This is a genomic window from uncultured Cohaesibacter sp., from assembly GCF_963556055.3.
Classification (GTDB): domain Bacteria; phylum Pseudomonadota; class Alphaproteobacteria; order Rhizobiales; family Cohaesibacteraceae; genus Cohaesibacter.
This window is the reverse complement of sequence record NZ_CAUVYE020000020.1, coordinates 32,835-49,372: the sequence shown is the minus strand read 5'-3', so window position 1 is coordinate 49,372 and position 16,538 is coordinate 32,835. Positions and strand designations below refer to the sequence as shown.

Genomic DNA, 16,538 nt, shown 5'->3' with positions numbered 1-16,538 from the left:
GTATGCGTCATACCGTCCAGATCGCATGTTTGAAGAACACACGGAGTTCGGGCTCTCTGCGCCTGATGTGTGCCTCATTGATGGCATCGGTCTTTCTGTTTTCGCCCGTTTCTCTTGTTCCGTCCGATGCCCGCGACGTTGAAGCTGCATTTAATTCTCTCAAGCCTGCCGATGACACCCCCATGCTGGTCGAAGCCGATGAGATGGTTTACGACTATGACAATGAAAAGGTATCGGCCATTGGCAATGTCCAGATCTATTATGGCGACTATACCCTGCAAGCCGATAAGGTGATCTATGATCAAAAATCTGGTCGCCTGATCGCAGATGGCAATGTGTGCATCACCGAGCCGGATGGCAATGTTCTGACTGCCAATTTCGTTGATATCACCGAGGATTTCCGGACAGGTTTTGTGCGTTCCCTGCGTGTACAGACCACTGAAAATGCCCGTTTTGCAGCCGACAAGGCCGAACGCAAGGGTGACGATATCACGGTCTTCGACAAGGGCGTTTACACCACTTGCGATGCCTGTGAGGCAAATCCCAAGAAGCCACCCTTGTGGCAGATCAAGGCGTCTCGAATTATCTACAATTCGAAAGACAAGATGGTCTATTACAAGGCCGCCAAGTTCGAATTCATGGGCGTCCCCCTGCTTTACACGCCCTATCTTGCCCATCCCGACCCCTCTCGCAAGCGCAGCTCCGGCCTTCTCGCGCCCCGAGGCGGCTACAAGGAAAATCTGGGCTACTATGGCACGCCGCGCTATTTCTGGGCTCTATCCGACAGCTACGACATAACGTTTGAGCCAACTTACTATTCCCAACAGGGGTTTCTTGCCAGCGCGACATGGCGCCAGCATCTTGGTATCGGAACCTATAGCGTCCGCGCGATGGGTATTTCGCAGCAGGACAAGGACGCCTTCGAAGGAACAAGCAGCAGCGAAGAAACACTCCGCGGCTCCGTTGAAAGCGCAGGCGAACTCAACATCACCAACCAATGGAAATTTGGCTGGGACGTGGCCGTTCTCTCAGACAAGCTCTTCCTGCGCGATTATGACTTCACAAACGACAAAGACAGACGGTCGTCCGCCTATCTGATCGGACAGGGCGAACGCAACTATTTCGAAGCCCGCGCCAGCTATTACAACATCATGACCGACAGCCTCGATCAGGGTGAACAGGCTGTTGTGCATCCCTCGATCGACTATAATGCCTATTCTTCAAAACCCCTGCTCGGTGGTGAAGGACGGCTGCAAGTCAATTCCACCTCCTTGACGCGAGATCAGTTGAGCGACAAAACCGTCGCTGGAACGACGAGAACCTTGGGAGTCGCAGGCACCTACAACCGCACCACGGTTGAAGCGAGCTGGAAACGCAGATTCATCGCACCAGGTGGTCAGTTGATCACGCCATTCTCATCTTTGCGGGGTGATTTCTATTGGATGCCGAGCCGCTCCGGCGCTCCGGCAGCTCTGGTTGATGAAAGCATAGCTTTCCGCGGAATGCCGACCATCGGTGTCGACTATCGCCTGCCAATTCTGGCGACGACGGGCAGCACATCGCATATTATCGAACCGATTGCCCAGGTTGTGGTCCGCCCCAATGAAGCACATATCGGTGACCTTCCCAATGACGATGCCCAAAGCCTGATCTTTGATGACAGCATCCTGTTCGATCCAAACAAATTCTCCGGATATGACAGGGTAGAGGGTGGAACCCGCGCCAATGTCGGCTTCCAGTATCGCATGCAGCTGGCAAATGGCTGGTCGTTGGGCGCACTGGGTGGGCGCTCCTATCATCTTGCAGGAAAGAACTCCTTTGCCGAGGATGATCTGACCAGCACCGGCCTTGGCAGTGGTTTGGACAAGGATCATTCCGACTATGTGGCACGTGTCAGTGTCAGCACCGACAGGAATATTCACGCTCTTGCCCGTGGGCGGTTTGACCCCGACACCGCAGATCTCAAATATGCGGCAGTTGCAGCGTCCGGGTCCTATGACCGTTATTCGGGATCGCTGGCCTATATCTACAACGCCAAACGTCCCGAAGCAGGTGTCGACAAGGACAGCCACGAAATTTCCACAACTGCGCGTGTGAAATTCGCCGATTATTGGGCTCTCACCGGCACCAGCAAGTATGACCTGAGCAATGATGCCTTTGTGAAGGGGTCATTGGCCTTGAAATACGAAGACGAATGCTTTGCTGTCAGTTTGAAATATTCCCAAACTCGCGATGTCTATTCGGATACAACAAGTGACCAGACGGTCATGCTTCAATTCAACTTCAAGTCTCTCGCGGAAGGCCAGATCAGCTACACCGCCGAGAATGATGACTGAAAATAAGTATCGCGTTGCCTTAGGAAGGGCGTATTGTCCTGTAGAATTGCTGCAAATGCCGTTTAACATGGATCATCGGACCCTGTTTTGTCATATCAAACAGGCAATGTGTCAGACCTTTTACTACGTGGTTACGAACTAGTCATGAAGCAACATCGATCAAACAGGCTCTCTTTGCTTATCGCCATTTTCGCGTTCGCCCTGCTGTCACTGGCTGGTACGGGACGCGGCATCGCAAGTCGCATTACTGCGATTGTGAACGGGGCCGTGATCACCGATTTCGACATCTCCCAACGTCAGCGCCTCGAACGTCTTTTGTCTGGTGGCAAATCAAGGTCCGGAACCACCGCAACCTTGAACAGCCTCATCGAAGAGAAAATCAAACTCTTCGAAGCCCGGGCAAGGAACATGACTGCGTCGGACCAGGAGATCGACAACGCCCTCGAGAACATGGCCCGCAACGCAAAACTAACCAAGAGCAAAATGTTCGGTATTTTCAAGCGTGCCGGCATCAATGATGAAACGCTCAAAGACTGGCTCAGAGTCCAGCTTTCATGGAAAAACCTTGTCAATGCGCGTTTCAACACGACGACACGGGTTGACGAAGCCGACATCTATCGCCTCTTGAGCAAAGAGTCCGAAAGCGAAAAGAACAAGGCTGACGACGCAATCCAGTTCGATATCACAAGGGTTCTTTTCATTGCCCGCGCCAAAGCCTCCAGTCAGGAAAAGAACAGACGCCTGTCAGAAGCCAAACGCTTCCGGGCCGCCTTCAAATCCTGCGAAAGCGATTTGGCCTCCGCTCGCAGACTGAAGGATGTTGTGGTCGAACATATCGGTCGAAAAATGACAACCGATCTGCACCCCGCATTGGCCAAGCGCCTGAGGGAAACGCCTATCAACGGGCTGACCACTCCAGTCACGGTAGATGACGGATATGAGCTGATTGCCATTTGTGGCAAGAAGGATCTTGGAAAACAGGAAACCCTTCGAAACGAGATTGCAACCAAGCTGAAAGACGAGCAGACCAGACGGTTGGCCCGGCAGTATCTGTCTGAGCTGAAAGCCAGAGCAATCATCGAAAAGCGCTAGATTGGTTCCTATTCTCGCAAACTCCCCTGCCGCATGGCATATGGGGACCACTGCGCAACATTGGTAACATCACTTGTCCCACCCACTGGGAAGCGGTGCCAGTTCCGGCGCCGCAAGCCTGAGGAATGCGTCCATGTCTTCTCAAACTGATATCCTTGCCATGTCAATCGGAGAGCCCGCGGGCATCGGACCAGAACTCGCACTCAAGGCATGGCTTGCCAGAGATGATGAAAACCTACCGCCCTTCGTGGTTTTCGGCGACCCACAATTGCTTGCAGAACGTGCAAAACGTCTCTCGCTCTCGGTTCCTGTCAGGGCCTGCAACTTGCGTGAAGTCACGGGAATTTTCCCCGACGCCTTGCCCGTCCTGCCACTGAACTGCGCCATGACAGACCATCCGGGACACCTACAGGTCTCCGATGCTCCAGGGGTCATCGAGGCGATAGAGAAGGCTACGATAGCGGCCATGGCAGGCGACGTCAAAGCAGTCGTGACATGCCCTATCCAGAAGAAGAACCTTTATGATTTCGGCTTTGAGTATCCCGGTCACACGGAGTTCCTCGGGGCGCTGGTTGAACGGAAAACCGGTAAAAAGGCAAAACCGGTCATGATGCTCGCAGGTCCGGAATTGCGCACTGTTCCGGTCACCTGCCATATCCCGATTGAGAAGGTTTCGGAGGCGTTGACACCGGAACTTCTGGAGGAAACCGCGCGGATCACCCTTGCCGATCTTGCAGGCCGTTTTGGCATCGCCAATCCGCGCCTCGCCATCACGGGCCTCAACCCCCATGCGGGCGAAGCGGGCAGCATGGGATCCGAGGACCTCACGGTCATTGCCCCGGTTATTGAAACCTTGAGAAAAGAAGGGTTTGAGGTTACTGGACCGCACCCGGCCGACACGCTTTTCAACCCCAGAGCCCGCAAGGGATATGACGCGGTGCTTGCCATGTATCATGATCAGGCCCTGATCCCGGTCAAGACCATCGCCTTTGATGAAACCGTCAATGTGACGCTAGGGCTGCCCTTCATTCGCACATCTCCCGACCATGGAACGGCGCTTGATATCGCGTCCAAGGGCATCGCCAACCCCTCCAGCCTGATCGCAGCGCTCAAACTGGCTGGACAATTGAAGCCATAAAAGCTTTTTGGCTTGTGTCCTCACAAGAAGGCCTGCACCATTCTCTCGATACAGTGACCGCCTAGCAGAAAAGACAAAGACCGGCATGGCCCAGATAGATTCTCTCCCCCCCTTGCGGGACGTTATTGAAAGACATGGCCTTAACGCCAAAAAGAGTCTGGGTCAGAATTTCCTGCTCGATCTCAATCTCACATGCCGCATTGCCCGCTCGGCTGGCGACCTGTCCAACCATACCATCATTGAGGTTGGCCCCGGCCCGGGTGGCCTGACCCGAGCACTTCTGCATGAAGGGGCAAAAAAGGTCATTGCCATCGAAATGGATCCCCGTGCGATGGGGGCTCTTGAGGAAATCGCCGATCACTATCCCTCACGTCTGGATATCATCCAGGGGGATGCGCTCAAGGTGCCAATGGCCGATCTTGTCCCCACGGGACCGGTCCGGATCGTTGCCAACCTTCCCTATAATGTCGGCACCCAGCTGTTGCTCAATTGGCTCGAAATCGACCCATGGCCGCCATTTTATGAGTCCCTCACCCTCATGTTCCAGAAGGAAGTTGCCGAGCGGATCACGGCTACCGAAGAGGACAAGGCCTATGGGCGCCTTGGCGTCATTGCAGGCTGGCGCACCAATGCCGAGAAACTGTTTGATGTGGCCAGGGAATGCTTCAGCCCACCGCCCAAAGTGACGTCCTCCATTGTCCATCTGACGCCGAAGGAAAAGCCCCTGCCCTGCAAACTCAAATATCTTGAGCAGGTGACGGCTGCGGCCTTCGGGCAAAGGCGCAAGATGTTGCGCCAAAGCCTCAAGAGTTTGAATGTGGATCATCTCGCCCTGATCGAAGAAGCCTGTCTTGAGCCGACACAGCGAGCGGAAACGGTGCCAATCGAAGGATTTGTCACCATGGCCAATGCCCTTGAAACGGTTAGAAACAAAGCCTGATCAGAGCCGGAAAACCGCCATTGACTAGGATTGGGCCTCGTTGATCATTCCCTCAATGAAGCCACGTGCACCGATCAGCCTTTCCCGCTTGTGGCGCTCAGCTTCGACAATCGCCGAGACGGCACCAAAGGCCCGTTCCAGATCATCATTGACGATCACATAGTCATATTCATCCCAGTGTCCGATCTCGACCTTGGCATTTTTCAGACGCCGCTCGATGACTTCGTCGCTATCTTCTGCCCGCCGAACAAGGCGCTGGCGCAATTCTGCCATGGACGGCGGCAGAACAAATATCGAAACAACATCCTTGCGAGCGGCCTTTTTCAACTGCAAGGTTCCCTGCCAGTCGATATCGAACAGCACGTCCCGGCCCTCGGACAAAGCTTCCTCGACCGGATCTCGTGGTGTGCCGTAGAAGTTTGAATGCACCTCGGCCCATTCAAGCAAATCGCCCCGATCTCTCATCGCATGAAACTGGCGCTCCGAGAGAAAATGATAATGCACGCCTTCAATCTCACTTGCCCGTTTGGAGCGGGTCGTCGCGGAAATGGAGAGTTGCAGATTTTTCTGCCGGTCAAGCAAATGCCGACAGATGGTCGACTTGCCAGCCCCTGAGGGAGAGGAGAGAACCAGCATAAGGCCGCGCCGGACGATGGAAGAATTGGACATATCAGTATCACTCAACATTCTGGATCTGCTCGCGCAGCTGTTCGATGGAAGCTTTAAGACTGAGCCCGATGGCGGTAAGGCTCGTGTCGTTGGATTTGGAACAAAGCGTATTGGCTTCGCGGTTGAATTCCTGAGCCAGAAAATCAAGCTTGCGACCAACCGGACGGTTGTCTGCCAGAAGCGCCCGCACCGCCTCGCAATGGGCATAGAGCCTGTCCAGCTCTTCGCGGATATCCGCCTTGCCAGCAAGCAAGACTGCCTCCTGATAGAGCCGATCCTCGTCAAAGCCCTTGTCTGCTTCGATAATCCGGTCTATCTGCTGGTGCAATTTGGCTCGAATGGCCTCGACAGACCGCGCAGGACAGTCCTCGGCCTCTTTGGTGAGGGTCTCGATCTCTTCGACCCGCTGCAAAACAATTTTTGCAAGGGCATCGCCCTCGGCCCGTCGCATCGATTCAAGATCAGAGACAGCATCTGCGAAGCTCTCAAGCAAGGCCTTGATCACCTCAGCCCGAACCGCTTCATCTTCCTCTTCCTCGACCTGCTCAAGAACCCCCTTGATGGAAAGAATGCCATCAAGTCCCGGTTTCTTGGCATCAATCCGGTTTTCAATCGACGTCATCGCTGCAAGAACCGCTTCGAGAACCGCCTCGTTGACCTTGACATTTTGCCCCGAATTTTCATGCTGCAAGGAAAGATTTATGAAGCAGGAACCCCGTGAGAGATGCTTGCTCAGGATATCTCTGACCGGGCGATCAAGCTCGTCAAATCCAGAGGGTAATCGCAAACGCAAATCAAGCCCCTTGCCGTTGACCGTCTTGATCTCCCATGTCCATTGATAAGTATTGGAGCGCCCCCCGGTGCGGGTAAAGCCGGTCATGCTAACAAGCGTCATAGTAAAATTCCTTCAAATGGCACCCATGCAAGAATCCTTGCAGTTCCCTGATGCACTCGCGCCTAACATCAAAAATGGTAACCAAACTGTCAAGTGGCGAAACCCATTGTCCTATCGAATGCCAGCTGTTTTGCAGCGCAAGAAGCCATTAGGCTTCGCATGACGAGCAAATGTCTAGGTTTCACCTTCAGGGTACCGGCTTTCCTGCGCTTCAAGATCAAAAAGCGAGTCTGAGACTATCAGATACAAAAAAGCCCATGCGCACCCACTTGATGGCGTGCGCATGGGCCATGAGAGAAATGAGCAGAGACCCGCCTATTGGCCGGAAACCTCTTCAGAAGCCGCAGGTGCCCCATTTGTCTCGTTTGAAGGCGCTTCGTTCTGTTTCTGTTTGAGAGCCTCGATGCGTTGTTTTTCGATCTCGCGCCAACGTTTCACATTGTCATTGTGCTGCTTGAGGGTTTCAGAGAACACATGCCCCCCCGTTCCATCCGCTACAAAGAACAGCTCCTTCGTCCGGCTCGGATTGGCAACTGCCTCCAGCGCAGCACGCCCGGGATTGGCGATCGGCCCCGGCGGCAGAGCAGTAATGTGATAGGTGTTATAGTCGGTCTTCTTGTCCAGATCGGAACGGAATATTGGCCGCCCCGTGGGTTTGCCTTCTCCACCGAATAAACCGTAAATGACGGTCGGATCGGACTGCAACTTCATCCCCTGATTGAGGCGGTTGATAAAGACGCCAGCTACGCGCGTCCGTTCAGACGCCTTGCCGGTTTCCTTCTCAACGATGGAAGCAAGGGTGACAAGTTCCTGCTTGGTCTTGATCGGCAAATCGGGCGAACGTCGCGCCCAAATCTCATTGATCGCGCGCGTGCTCGCCTCACCCATGCGCTTAACGATTTCCTGCCGGGTCGTACCGCGGGAGAATTTATAGGTCTCCGGCAAAAGAGTTCCCTCTGCCGGGACGACATCAAGTGTACCGACAAGCACCTCGTTTTCATTGATCAACTGATGGATCTGAAACGAGGTGTACCCTTCGGGCACCGTCAGGGAATGCAGAATGGACTTGCCAGAGGTGAGAATATTCATCACTTGCAGCATGGAAATCCCCGGACTGAACAGATATTCACCGGCTTTCAATTTCGCATCCTGACGATAGATCCGCACACCATACTCGAAGATGGTCTTGTTGCTGATCACATTCTGTCGCTCAAGAATATCGGCAATCGTGGCCAGGCCCGTCCCGCTGCTTACAAGGATCGTTCTCTCCTGCGTAAGAGGTCCCCCTTCTATGAAGGATTCCTTGCCATAATAAAGCAGACCACCGGCGGCCAGAACGCCCAGCAGAAAAACGGTAATGATGAAATTCAGAAAGACGACAACCGGATGGCGCACGGCTTTTGAACGGACCGGTGGTGGTGGTGGCGTATCGGGCTCGATTGCCTGACGCGCACTTCTGGGTGCTTTCAACTCGCCTGCATTTGAGTATTTTTGCTGCGAGCTGTCCTCGCCACTTATCAGGTCTTCCGCATCGGAACCACGTTGCCCCTTGTCATCCCGAACCTTGGAGCTTTGCTCAATATCAGCTTCATCCGCCTTGCTCTTTGACTGATGGACGCTTTCTTGCTCCGAGGCATGGGTGTCATCGGCAACAGTCTCGCTCTCCTTCAGATCGCTTTGACCCTCAGGCTGCTTCACCTGCTCCTCTGGAGACCCATTCTCGTCCTTCTTACCGTCTACCATGTCCGCCTCAAGTAAAATGTTCCAACATGTTCAATTTGGCCGTCTCTTCAGTCTGCCCCCATCTTTGCGAAAACAGATCAGCGCAGCAAAGCCGGCCCAAGTCATCTCAAGCATTCAATGAAAGCCAAGCATACGGGACACCTCGCCAAGGAGAGATGCTGTACGAAGTCTTCATGGCAAAAAAGAGACGGCCCCAAACCGTCTCCCTTTTTGTCTTTTAACTCAGATCCTTCGAAATGCGTCGAAAATATTCAAGTTTTCCGCGAAAAATAAACCATTTCCGGACGGCACAGTCCTATACAGCACGCAAGATCAGCGAGGCATTGGTACCACCGAATCCGAAGGAGTTCGACAAGGCAATCTTGATGTTCATTTTCTTCGGTTTGTGAGGAACCAGATCAATCTTGGTATCGACGGAAGGATTGTCCAGATTGAGCGTCGGCGGAGCAATCTGATCTCGAATGGCAAGCGCTGTAAAGATTGCCTCGACGGCTCCGGCTGCGCCCAACAAATGCCCGACGGACGACTTGGTAGATGACATGGTCAAACCGTCTGCGGCGTCTCCCATAAGACGCTCGATCGCGCGCAGTTCGATCTCGTCACCAACTGGCGTCGAGGTACCATGCGCATTCACATAGTCGATTTCGCCCGGCTCGATCCCGGCTCTGTTCAGCGCTGCCGTCATGCAGCGGAAAGCACCATCGCCATCTTCCGAGGGCGCAGTGATATGATAGGCGTCCCCTGACAGGCCGTACCCAACCACTTCGGCGTAAATCTTTGCACCGCGTGCCTTGGCATGCTCATACTCTTCAAGCACGACAACACCGGCTCCTTCCCCCATGACGAATCCGTCGCGGTCCTTGTCATATGGGCGAGATGCTTTTTCCGGCTGATCATTGTATTTGGTCGAAAGCGCCCGACAGGCAGCGAACCCGGCAAGAGAGAGGCGACCAACCGGAGACTCGGTACCACCCGCTACCATGACATCCGCGTCACCAAGGGCAATGAGTCTTGAGGCATCGCCAATCGCATGGGCACCTGTTGAACAGGCCGTGACAACCGCATGATTGGGACCCTTGAGGCCATGGCGAATCGAGACATAACCTGAGGCCAAATTGATCAACCGTCCGGGAATGAAGAATGGACTGATCCGGCGTGGCCCCTTCTCTTTAAGGTCGTAGGCCGCTTTCTCGATACCCAACAGACCGCCAATGCCGGATCCGATCAGAACGCCGCTCGTTATTTGATCCTCATAGCTTTCCGGTTTCCAGTCGGCATCAGCCAAAGCCTGATCTGCCGCAGCAATCGCATAGACGATAAAGGGATCAACCTTGCGCTGTTCCTTGACCGGCATCACCGCGTCCGGATTGAAGGTTACTCCAGAGCCGTCGCCAAATTGCAACTGGCACGCCACCTGGCAAGCCAGATCGTCAATTTCGAAACCTGTCGGATTGACTGCACCACTTTTTCCAGCCAGAACATTGGACCATGTCGTCTCAACATTGCTACCAAGTGGGCTGACCATCCCCATACCGGTAACGACCACTCGTCTCATCTTTTTGTCTCCAATTTTCTTTTATTTCGGCCTGTCCACACACTCATCAGGGCGCCTAAGCAAACTGATTTCACATTTATTACCCGGAAACACCAGTTTTGGTAAGCTTTTTTCGCCAGTTATTCATTTCTGCGGCATCCTGAACAGGAATCGGGGCAAATGCAGACCCAAGAAACAAAAATGCCGGAAGGAGATGTCTCCTTCCGGCACAAAATACATATTCGCCTCTCGAAAGAGGCTTTCTGCCGAATAGATTAGTTGGCAGCCTTGGTCAGGAAGGAGACTGCATCACCAACGGTCTGAATGGTTTCAGCAGCATCGTCCGGGATCTCGGTACCAAATTCTTCTTCAAAGGCCATAACCAGCTCAACGGTATCCAGACTGTCAGCGCCCAGATCGTCGATGAAGCTTGCAGAATCGGTCACTTTTTCAGCGTCTACGCCGAGATGTTCGATCACGATTTTTTTTACGCGTTCAGCGATATCGCTCATTTTCTTTCCTCAAAATGTAGGTTCGATCAAGTTTGGAAAAACAGCTTGTTTTGGCCAATTGCCGAACAAATCTCTTTCCCGATTTTGTAAACTGCCAATCGGCCCGCTCGATCCGGAACTGAATCAAAAATTGAGCACCTGGCTGTCCCAACCGCTTCCAAATCCAGCCAATTTGAAATGGCATTCACCGGAATTCGCGCGGTTCGTAACATACTTTCTTGCGCTTGAGAAGATCAGGAATGCGTCAGAAAAGCAATTGTTTCTTAGATATCCTGCCTTATCCAAGCAAATAAAGGAGTCTTTTGATAATTCACGATGCAAAAGACTCGCTTTAATCCTAGATCATGGCCATGCCACCATTGACATGCAGTGTCTGCCCCGTGACATAGGAAGCTTCATCACTGGCCAGATAAACGGCAGCCGCAGCAATTTCATCGGGAGTTCCCATCCGCGATGCCGGAATGGAAGCATTGATTGCCTCCTGCTGCTTTTCATTGAGCTTTTCTGTCATCGCCGTGCGGATGAAGCCCGGTGCGATGCAGTTGGCCGTAATGCCCCGGTTGGCCACTTCCTGCGCCAGTGACTTGGTCATGCCTATCATGCCTGCCTTTGCCGCAGCATAGTTGCACTGACCCGGATTTCCCGTAACCCCGACAATCGACGAGATGGAGATGATCCGGCCGGAACGACGTTTCATCATGCCGCGCAAAACAGCACGGGACAAGCGCATGGCCGACGTCAGATTGACTGTGAGAACTTGTTCCCAGTCTTCATCTTTCATGCGCATGAAAAGGCCATCTCGCGTGATGCCAGCATTGTTGATCAGAATGTCAAGCCGCCCCATTGCCTCTTCGGCTCCGCTGGCCAGAGCTGCAATAGAGTCTGCATCGGAAAGATTGGCAGGGATCACGGACACCCGCTCTCCACCAAGCTTTTCCGCGACCGCTTCAAGCACCTCGACACGGGTTCCGGACAAAACGAGCTGAGCACCCTGCTTGTGCAATGCGGTCGCAATGGCTTCACCAATGCCACCACTTGCCCCAGTCACAAGAGCGCATTTTCCGCTCAAATCAAACATTATATCTACCTCCAGGGACACAAGACCAATCTGACCTATCGCAAATTGGCAATGCCCAATTTGTGTGCCTTGCTATTATGGGTCAAGAAAGCTGTTCGACCCTGCCAGACTATCCCCGACCTTGGATATACGCTCCAATTTGGGCATTGCAACCATAATTTACGCGAATTTTCCCATTGCCGCTTCGATATCGCCGGGTTCACCGACATTTACCGTAGCGATTCCTTTGACGATGCGCTTGGCAAGTCCGGACAGAACCTTGCCGGTCCCGATCTCGAAAAGACAGTCGATCCCGTTGTCCCCAAACCAGGAAACGGATTCATTCCAGCGCACCATTCCGGTCACCTGTTCGACCAGATGCTTGCGGATGGTTTCGCCATCCTCAACTGGTGTGGCCAGAACATTCGCCACCAAAGGTACGGCAGGCTTGTTGATGGTCACAGCCGCCAGCGCTTCGGCCATGGCTTCTGCTGCGGGCGTCATCAAGGCACAATGGAAAGGAGCACTGACAGGCAACAGCAAAGCACGCTTCGCGCCTTTTTCCTTGGCCAGCGGGATCGCACGTTCAATCGCGTCCTTGGCACCGGAAATCACGACCTGTCCGGGAGCATTGTCGTTGGCAACCTGACAAACGTCACCCTCTGAAGCCGCTTGTGCGACGGCCTGCACATCATCGAAGCTGAGGCCCAGCACGGCGGCCATCGCCCCTTCGCCCACCGGAACAGCTTTCTGCATGGCATCACCACGAACACGCAACAGGCGAGCCGTATCGGCAAGACTGATCGCACCGGATGCGGCAAGAGCGGAATACTCACCAAGCGAATGTCCGGCGACATAGGCGACCTTCTCGGCCAACACCAGGCCTTTTTCTTCCAGCACACGCAAGGCAGCGATGGACGCAGCCATCAGGGCGGGTTGTGCATTGCGCGTGAGCGTCAGAGCGTCCTCAGGGCCATTCCACATAATGTCAGACAGTTTCTCGCCGAGGGCTTCATCGACCTCTTCATAGACAGCGCGAGCAACCGCGAATTCATCCGCCAGGGCCTTGCCCATACCGACTGCCTGAGAGCCTTGACCGGGAAATGTGAAAGCAATACTCATAACGTCTCCACCTCATATTATCTGGGTGCGGTATAATCCGGGCACCTCTTGCAAACGCGTCCCGCCTACCTGTCAGACGGTTCTGGATGACCCCACCAGCGAAATCCCCATCAAAGAAACACTGCTTGCTGCGGGACCGGTCACGGCCAGTCATTTTTGACAGGTCCATGACAATCATCGTTCGCTATTGAAGATTTAAAACGAAGAGTCAAGATCTTGGCGAAAATTGGCGAGAAAAACCAGCCAAACTTGTGAAGTATCGCCAATGAAAGTGTAGAAGCCCCAATATGGGCGAGCGTCGACATGGTTCCAGACTTTCAACTCCATAAAGCAAAATCAGTGAGACGAAATCACCGACGACAGGCATTTTATCATGAAAGGGACATGTCATTTCATGCCATCCTGTCACCAACACCGGAAATTTGACTTGCACAATGGGAAAAATCGTCTATAAAACGGCCAGTCAGCTTGGCGAGGCCGAGGGCTGAACGGAAGGCTATTGCCAAATTCCACTCCAATCGGGATATGGCAATGGTAGGAAAAGCAGTTTTCCGACTTTCGGTGTTCTCGCTCTTTAAAGCAAAAAAATTCTCGTAAAAGCCTTGTCTTGAGGCTTTGGGAGGCTTTGCGCCGGTCAAGTTGAAAAACGCAACCAAACAGACAAGGCAGGAACAATGGCGCTTTACGAGCACGTTTTCCTTGCTCGACAGGATATCTCTCAGCAGCAGGTTGAGGCACTTATCGAGCAATATAAAACCCTGATCAGCGAATATGAAGGCTCCGTCGGCAAAGTCGAATATTGGGGTCTCAAAACCATCGCTTATCGCATCAACAAGAACCGCAAGGCACACTATGTTCTTATGAACATCGATGCGCCGTCTGCTGCGGTCAACGAAATGGAACGCCAGATGCGCATCAACGAAGATGTGATGCGTTTCATGACCATTCGCGTTGAAGAACACGAAGAAGAACAGTCTGCCATGATGCAGAAGCGTGACCGTGATGACCGTCGTGGCGGTGGCCGCGGTGATCGTGGCGACCGCAATGATCGCCCACAGCGCGGTGACCGTCGTCCTCGTCGTGATGATCGCGATGGCAACGAGTCTTCTGAAGACAACGCAGCAGAATAAGAGGAGCAAGTATCATGTCTGGAGCACGTCGTCCTTTTTTCCGTCGTCGCAAAACTTGCCCTTTCTCCGGCGAGAATGCACCGAAAATCGATTACAAAGATGTACGCCTTTTGCAGCGCTATGTTTCCGAGCGCGGCAAGATCGTTCCATCCCGGATCACAGCAGTATCTGCCAAAAAACAGCGTGAGCTGGCTCGTGCCATCAAACGCGCCCGTTTCCTTGGCCTGCTGCCATACGTCATCAGCTAATCGCTGATTGACAAGACCTTTCTAGAGGAGGACGGACTTCTGTCCTCCTTTGCCCCTTCCGGGCACAAACCAATACAGTATCGACACGTTGGGACAGGCAATGCGACCTGCCTCTAACCGCCATCAACCGGCTCGGTGAGCCAAGCGGGACAGCCACGAGAATGAACAATTATCTGATCATAGGCATTGTTGCGGGTCTTTGTACCGCGCTGCTCAACCTGTCCGGTTATGCCGGTGGGATGGTCGGGCTTGGCATCATCCTTGTCGTTATCTCCCCTTTGCCCCTCATGATCGCGTCCCTTGGCTGGGGCAGTTTCACAGGCCTTATTGCGGTTGCCAGCGCAGGCGTGACACTTGCCGTCATTCTTGGCCCCATCGCCGGTCTACTATTCCTGATCCTGAACTGCATCCCGCCATGGTGGCTTGCACGTCTGGCAGCCCTAAGTCGCCAGAACGATGGCTCAGAGACGCTGGAATGGTATCCAACAGAGCGCATTCTTGGCTGGATCGTTGGCATTGCCGCCTTGACCAGCCTAGCGATGTTCATCCCCTTCGGCTTCAGCCTCGAAAAATATCAGGACGCCATCGCCGCCTTGATGAAGCAGATTTATGAAGCCCAGCAGGGATCCTTGCCCGGAGCTGCCAGCCTCACCTTGCAGGATGTCGTCACCATTGTCAGTTGGCTAGCTCCGACAGCATCGGCCATCACGGTTGTCTATTCATCCGTGCTGAACCTCTATCTGGCTGGCAAGATCACTCAGAAATCGGGACATCTGTCACGCCCATGGCCGGATCTGCATCAGGTCAGGGTACCTGTCACCGCTGTATTTCTTTTCACGGTAAGCCTTGGCGCCTTTTTCCTGCTCGACGGGCTACCCGGAATAATCGCTCAAATCCTGACGTCAAGCCTTGGCGCAGCATTGCTGCTCGTTGGCCTGTCGGTCCTACACTTTATGACCCGTAGCTCTCCGGCTCGCACCTTCATCCTCTGGACCGCCTATCTGCTCCTGTTCTTCATGCAGTGGATTGGTGTTCTTCTGGTCATTCTGGGTGCCGGAGACGTTCTCTTCAATATCCGTGCGCGCATGTCAGCAAAACCGAACAGGCTGCCTGACAATTCGGACGGACAATCATAATCCGGGCCCTATCGCCCGCCTTGAAACACAAAATGAGCCATCACCGTGAAAAAGATGGCAAACTGGAGACTGAAATGGAACTGATCCTGCTTGAACGCGTCGCAAAACTCGGCCAGATGGGCGAAATCGTCAATGTTCGCAACGGTTATGCACGCAACTATCTTCTGCCGCAAGGCAAAGCCATTCGCGCAACTGAAGAAAACAAAAAACGCTTCGAATCCGAACGCGCTCAGCTTGAAGCACGCAACCTTGAAGCTCGCAATGAAGCCGAAGCTCTCAGAGAAAGCATTGGTGCAAGAACTGTTGTCGTCATCCGTGCTGCTTCCGAGACCGGCCAGCTTTACGGTTCCGTTTCCACCCGTGACATTGCTGATGCCCTGACCGCAGATGGCGTTTCCATCAACCGCAACCAGGTGTCTCTAGAACGCCCGATCAAAACCATCGGCATGCACACTGTCACCATCATCCTGCATCCTGAAGTGGATTTCACCGTCACCGCAAACGTTGCTCGTTCCCAGGACGAAGCCGAACGTCAGGCTGCTGGCGAAGATCTCTCCGTTGGCGAACGCGATGAAGCATTCGAATTCGAAGAAGATCTCGAACTCGATGAAGAGCTCCTCGAAGAAATCGAAAGCGAAGACGATGGCGAAGCAGAAACAGCCGCAGATGCTGAAGCTGTTGAACCTTCCGCAGAAGAAGAAAAAGCAGAATAGTCTTGCGAAACCTTCAGGCAGCCTAGCTGCTGCCATGTTTCTACAGCACTCTGAAGGCCCGACCATTGTCGGGCCTTTTTCGTATCACTTTCGCCCGTTTCAGGCGTCGGAATATGGCTCTCCGATTCTTTTTTTCGCAGCGCATTGTCGTCAAGAGTCCAGCAAAAAGAGGCAAAAAAAAATGTCACTGTTAATTGCCGTGAATTGCCAAATGGACGCTTCAAAAGTGGTCTCTGCTGTGGCTAGGTTAAAAACCCAGAAAGACACATGAGG

16 protein-coding genes are annotated in these 16,538 nt (G+C 53.4%); 9 read left to right on the top strand and 7 right to left on the bottom strand.

Translation table 11 applies throughout. From position 1 onward, the window contains the following. The first annotated feature begins 2 nt into the window (after window positions 1–2). From ACHZB8_RS14190 to rsmA, 4 genes are all read left to right on the top strand, one after another. On the top strand, window positions 3–2,336 hold the full coding sequence (locus ACHZB8_RS14190; RefSeq protein WP_316861276.1) for an LPS-assembly protein LptD: 2,334 nt from the start codon (window positions 3–5) through the stop codon (window positions 2,334–2,336). Between the two features lie 144 nt (window positions 2,337–2,480). Continuing rightward, entirely contained in the window at window positions 2,481–3,428 is a 948-nt protein-coding gene (locus ACHZB8_RS14185; RefSeq protein WP_316861274.1) for a peptidylprolyl isomerase, read from the top strand. A 133-nt stretch (window positions 3,429–3,561) separates the two neighbouring features. Further along, a complete protein-coding gene (gene pdxA / locus ACHZB8_RS14180) occupies window positions 3,562–4,566 on the top strand; it encodes a 4-hydroxythreonine-4-phosphate dehydrogenase PdxA (protein ID WP_316861273.1) in 1,005 nt (334 codons plus the stop codon). An 85-nt stretch (window positions 4,567–4,651) separates the two neighbouring features. After that, on the top strand, window positions 4,652–5,506 hold the full coding sequence (gene rsmA / locus ACHZB8_RS14175) for a 16S rRNA (adenine(1518)-N(6)/adenine(1519)-N(6))-dimethyltransferase RsmA (RefSeq protein ID WP_316861271.1): 855 nt from the start codon (window positions 4,652–4,654) through the stop codon (window positions 5,504–5,506). 24 nt (window positions 5,507–5,530) lie between these two features. On the opposite strand, the gene gmk is transcribed toward rsmA, so the two are convergent. From gmk to fabD, 7 genes are all read right to left on the bottom strand, one after another. Then, on the bottom strand, window positions 5,531–6,190 hold the full coding sequence (gene gmk / locus ACHZB8_RS14170; protein ID WP_394706202.1) for a guanylate kinase: 660 nt from the start codon (window positions 6,188–6,190) through the stop codon (window positions 5,531–5,533). Further along, window positions 6,183–7,070, bottom strand: a complete 888-nt coding sequence (locus ACHZB8_RS14165; RefSeq protein ID WP_316861268.1) for a YicC/YloC family endoribonuclease — start codon at window positions 7,068–7,070, stop codon at window positions 6,183–6,185. Before ACHZB8_RS14165 ends, gmk begins: the two co-directional genes overlap by 8 nt. Window positions 7,071–7,385: 315 nt before the next feature. Then, on the bottom strand, window positions 7,386–8,813 hold the full coding sequence (mltG, locus tag ACHZB8_RS14160) for an endolytic transglycosylase MltG (RefSeq protein WP_316861267.1): 1,428 nt from the start codon (window positions 8,811–8,813) through the stop codon (window positions 7,386–7,388). Window positions 8,814–9,108: 295 nt separating this feature from the next. Continuing rightward, window positions 9,109–10,368 carry a beta-ketoacyl-ACP synthase II gene (fabF, locus tag ACHZB8_RS14155; RefSeq protein WP_316861265.1) on the bottom strand — a complete coding sequence of 420 codons (1,260 nt, stop codon included), beginning with the start codon at window positions 10,366–10,368 and terminating at the stop codon, window positions 9,109–9,111. Window positions 10,369–10,622: 254 nt separating this feature from the next. Next, on the bottom strand, window positions 10,623–10,859 hold the full coding sequence (locus tag ACHZB8_RS14150) for an acyl carrier protein (protein WP_316861264.1): 237 nt from the start codon (window positions 10,857–10,859) through the stop codon (window positions 10,623–10,625). A 337-nt stretch (window positions 10,860–11,196) separates the two neighbouring features. Then, on the bottom strand, window positions 11,197–11,937 hold the full coding sequence (gene fabG, locus ACHZB8_RS14145) for a 3-oxoacyl-[acyl-carrier-protein] reductase (RefSeq protein ID WP_316861262.1): 741 nt from the start codon (window positions 11,935–11,937) through the stop codon (window positions 11,197–11,199). Window positions 11,938–12,096: 159 nt separating this feature from the next. Beyond that, window positions 12,097–13,038, bottom strand: coding sequence for an ACP S-malonyltransferase (gene fabD / locus ACHZB8_RS14140; protein WP_316861260.1), 942 nt, complete (start codon window positions 13,036–13,038; stop codon window positions 12,097–12,099). Between the two features lie 674 nt (window positions 13,039–13,712). Here fabD and rpsF point away from each other — a divergent pair. From rpsF to ACHZB8_RS14115, 5 genes are all read left to right on the top strand, one after another. Next, the gene (gene rpsF, locus ACHZB8_RS14135; protein WP_316861258.1) at window positions 13,713–14,168 is read left to right on the top strand and encodes a 30S ribosomal protein S6; all 456 of its coding nucleotides are present in this window, start codon (window positions 13,713–13,715) and stop codon (window positions 14,166–14,168) included. A 14-nt stretch (window positions 14,169–14,182) separates the two neighbouring features. Next, on the top strand, window positions 14,183–14,416 hold the full coding sequence (gene rpsR / locus ACHZB8_RS14130) for a 30S ribosomal protein S18 (protein ID WP_316861257.1): 234 nt from the start codon (window positions 14,183–14,185) through the stop codon (window positions 14,414–14,416). Window positions 14,417–14,577: 161 nt separating this feature from the next. After that, entirely contained in the window at window positions 14,578–15,552 is a 975-nt protein-coding gene (locus tag ACHZB8_RS14125) for a DUF2232 domain-containing protein (RefSeq protein ID WP_316861255.1), read from the top strand. Between the two features lie 74 nt (window positions 15,553–15,626). Further along, window positions 15,627–16,265 (top strand): 50S ribosomal protein L9, encoded by a 639-nt coding sequence (rplI, locus tag ACHZB8_RS14120; RefSeq protein ID WP_316861290.1) that lies wholly within the window; start codon window positions 15,627–15,629, stop codon window positions 16,263–16,265. After that, window positions 16,195–16,536, top strand: a complete 342-nt coding sequence (locus ACHZB8_RS14115; RefSeq protein ID WP_316861297.1) for a hypothetical protein — start codon at window positions 16,195–16,197, stop codon at window positions 16,534–16,536. Before rplI ends, ACHZB8_RS14115 begins: the two co-directional genes overlap by 71 nt. Window positions 16,537–16,538 lie beyond the last annotated feature (2 nt).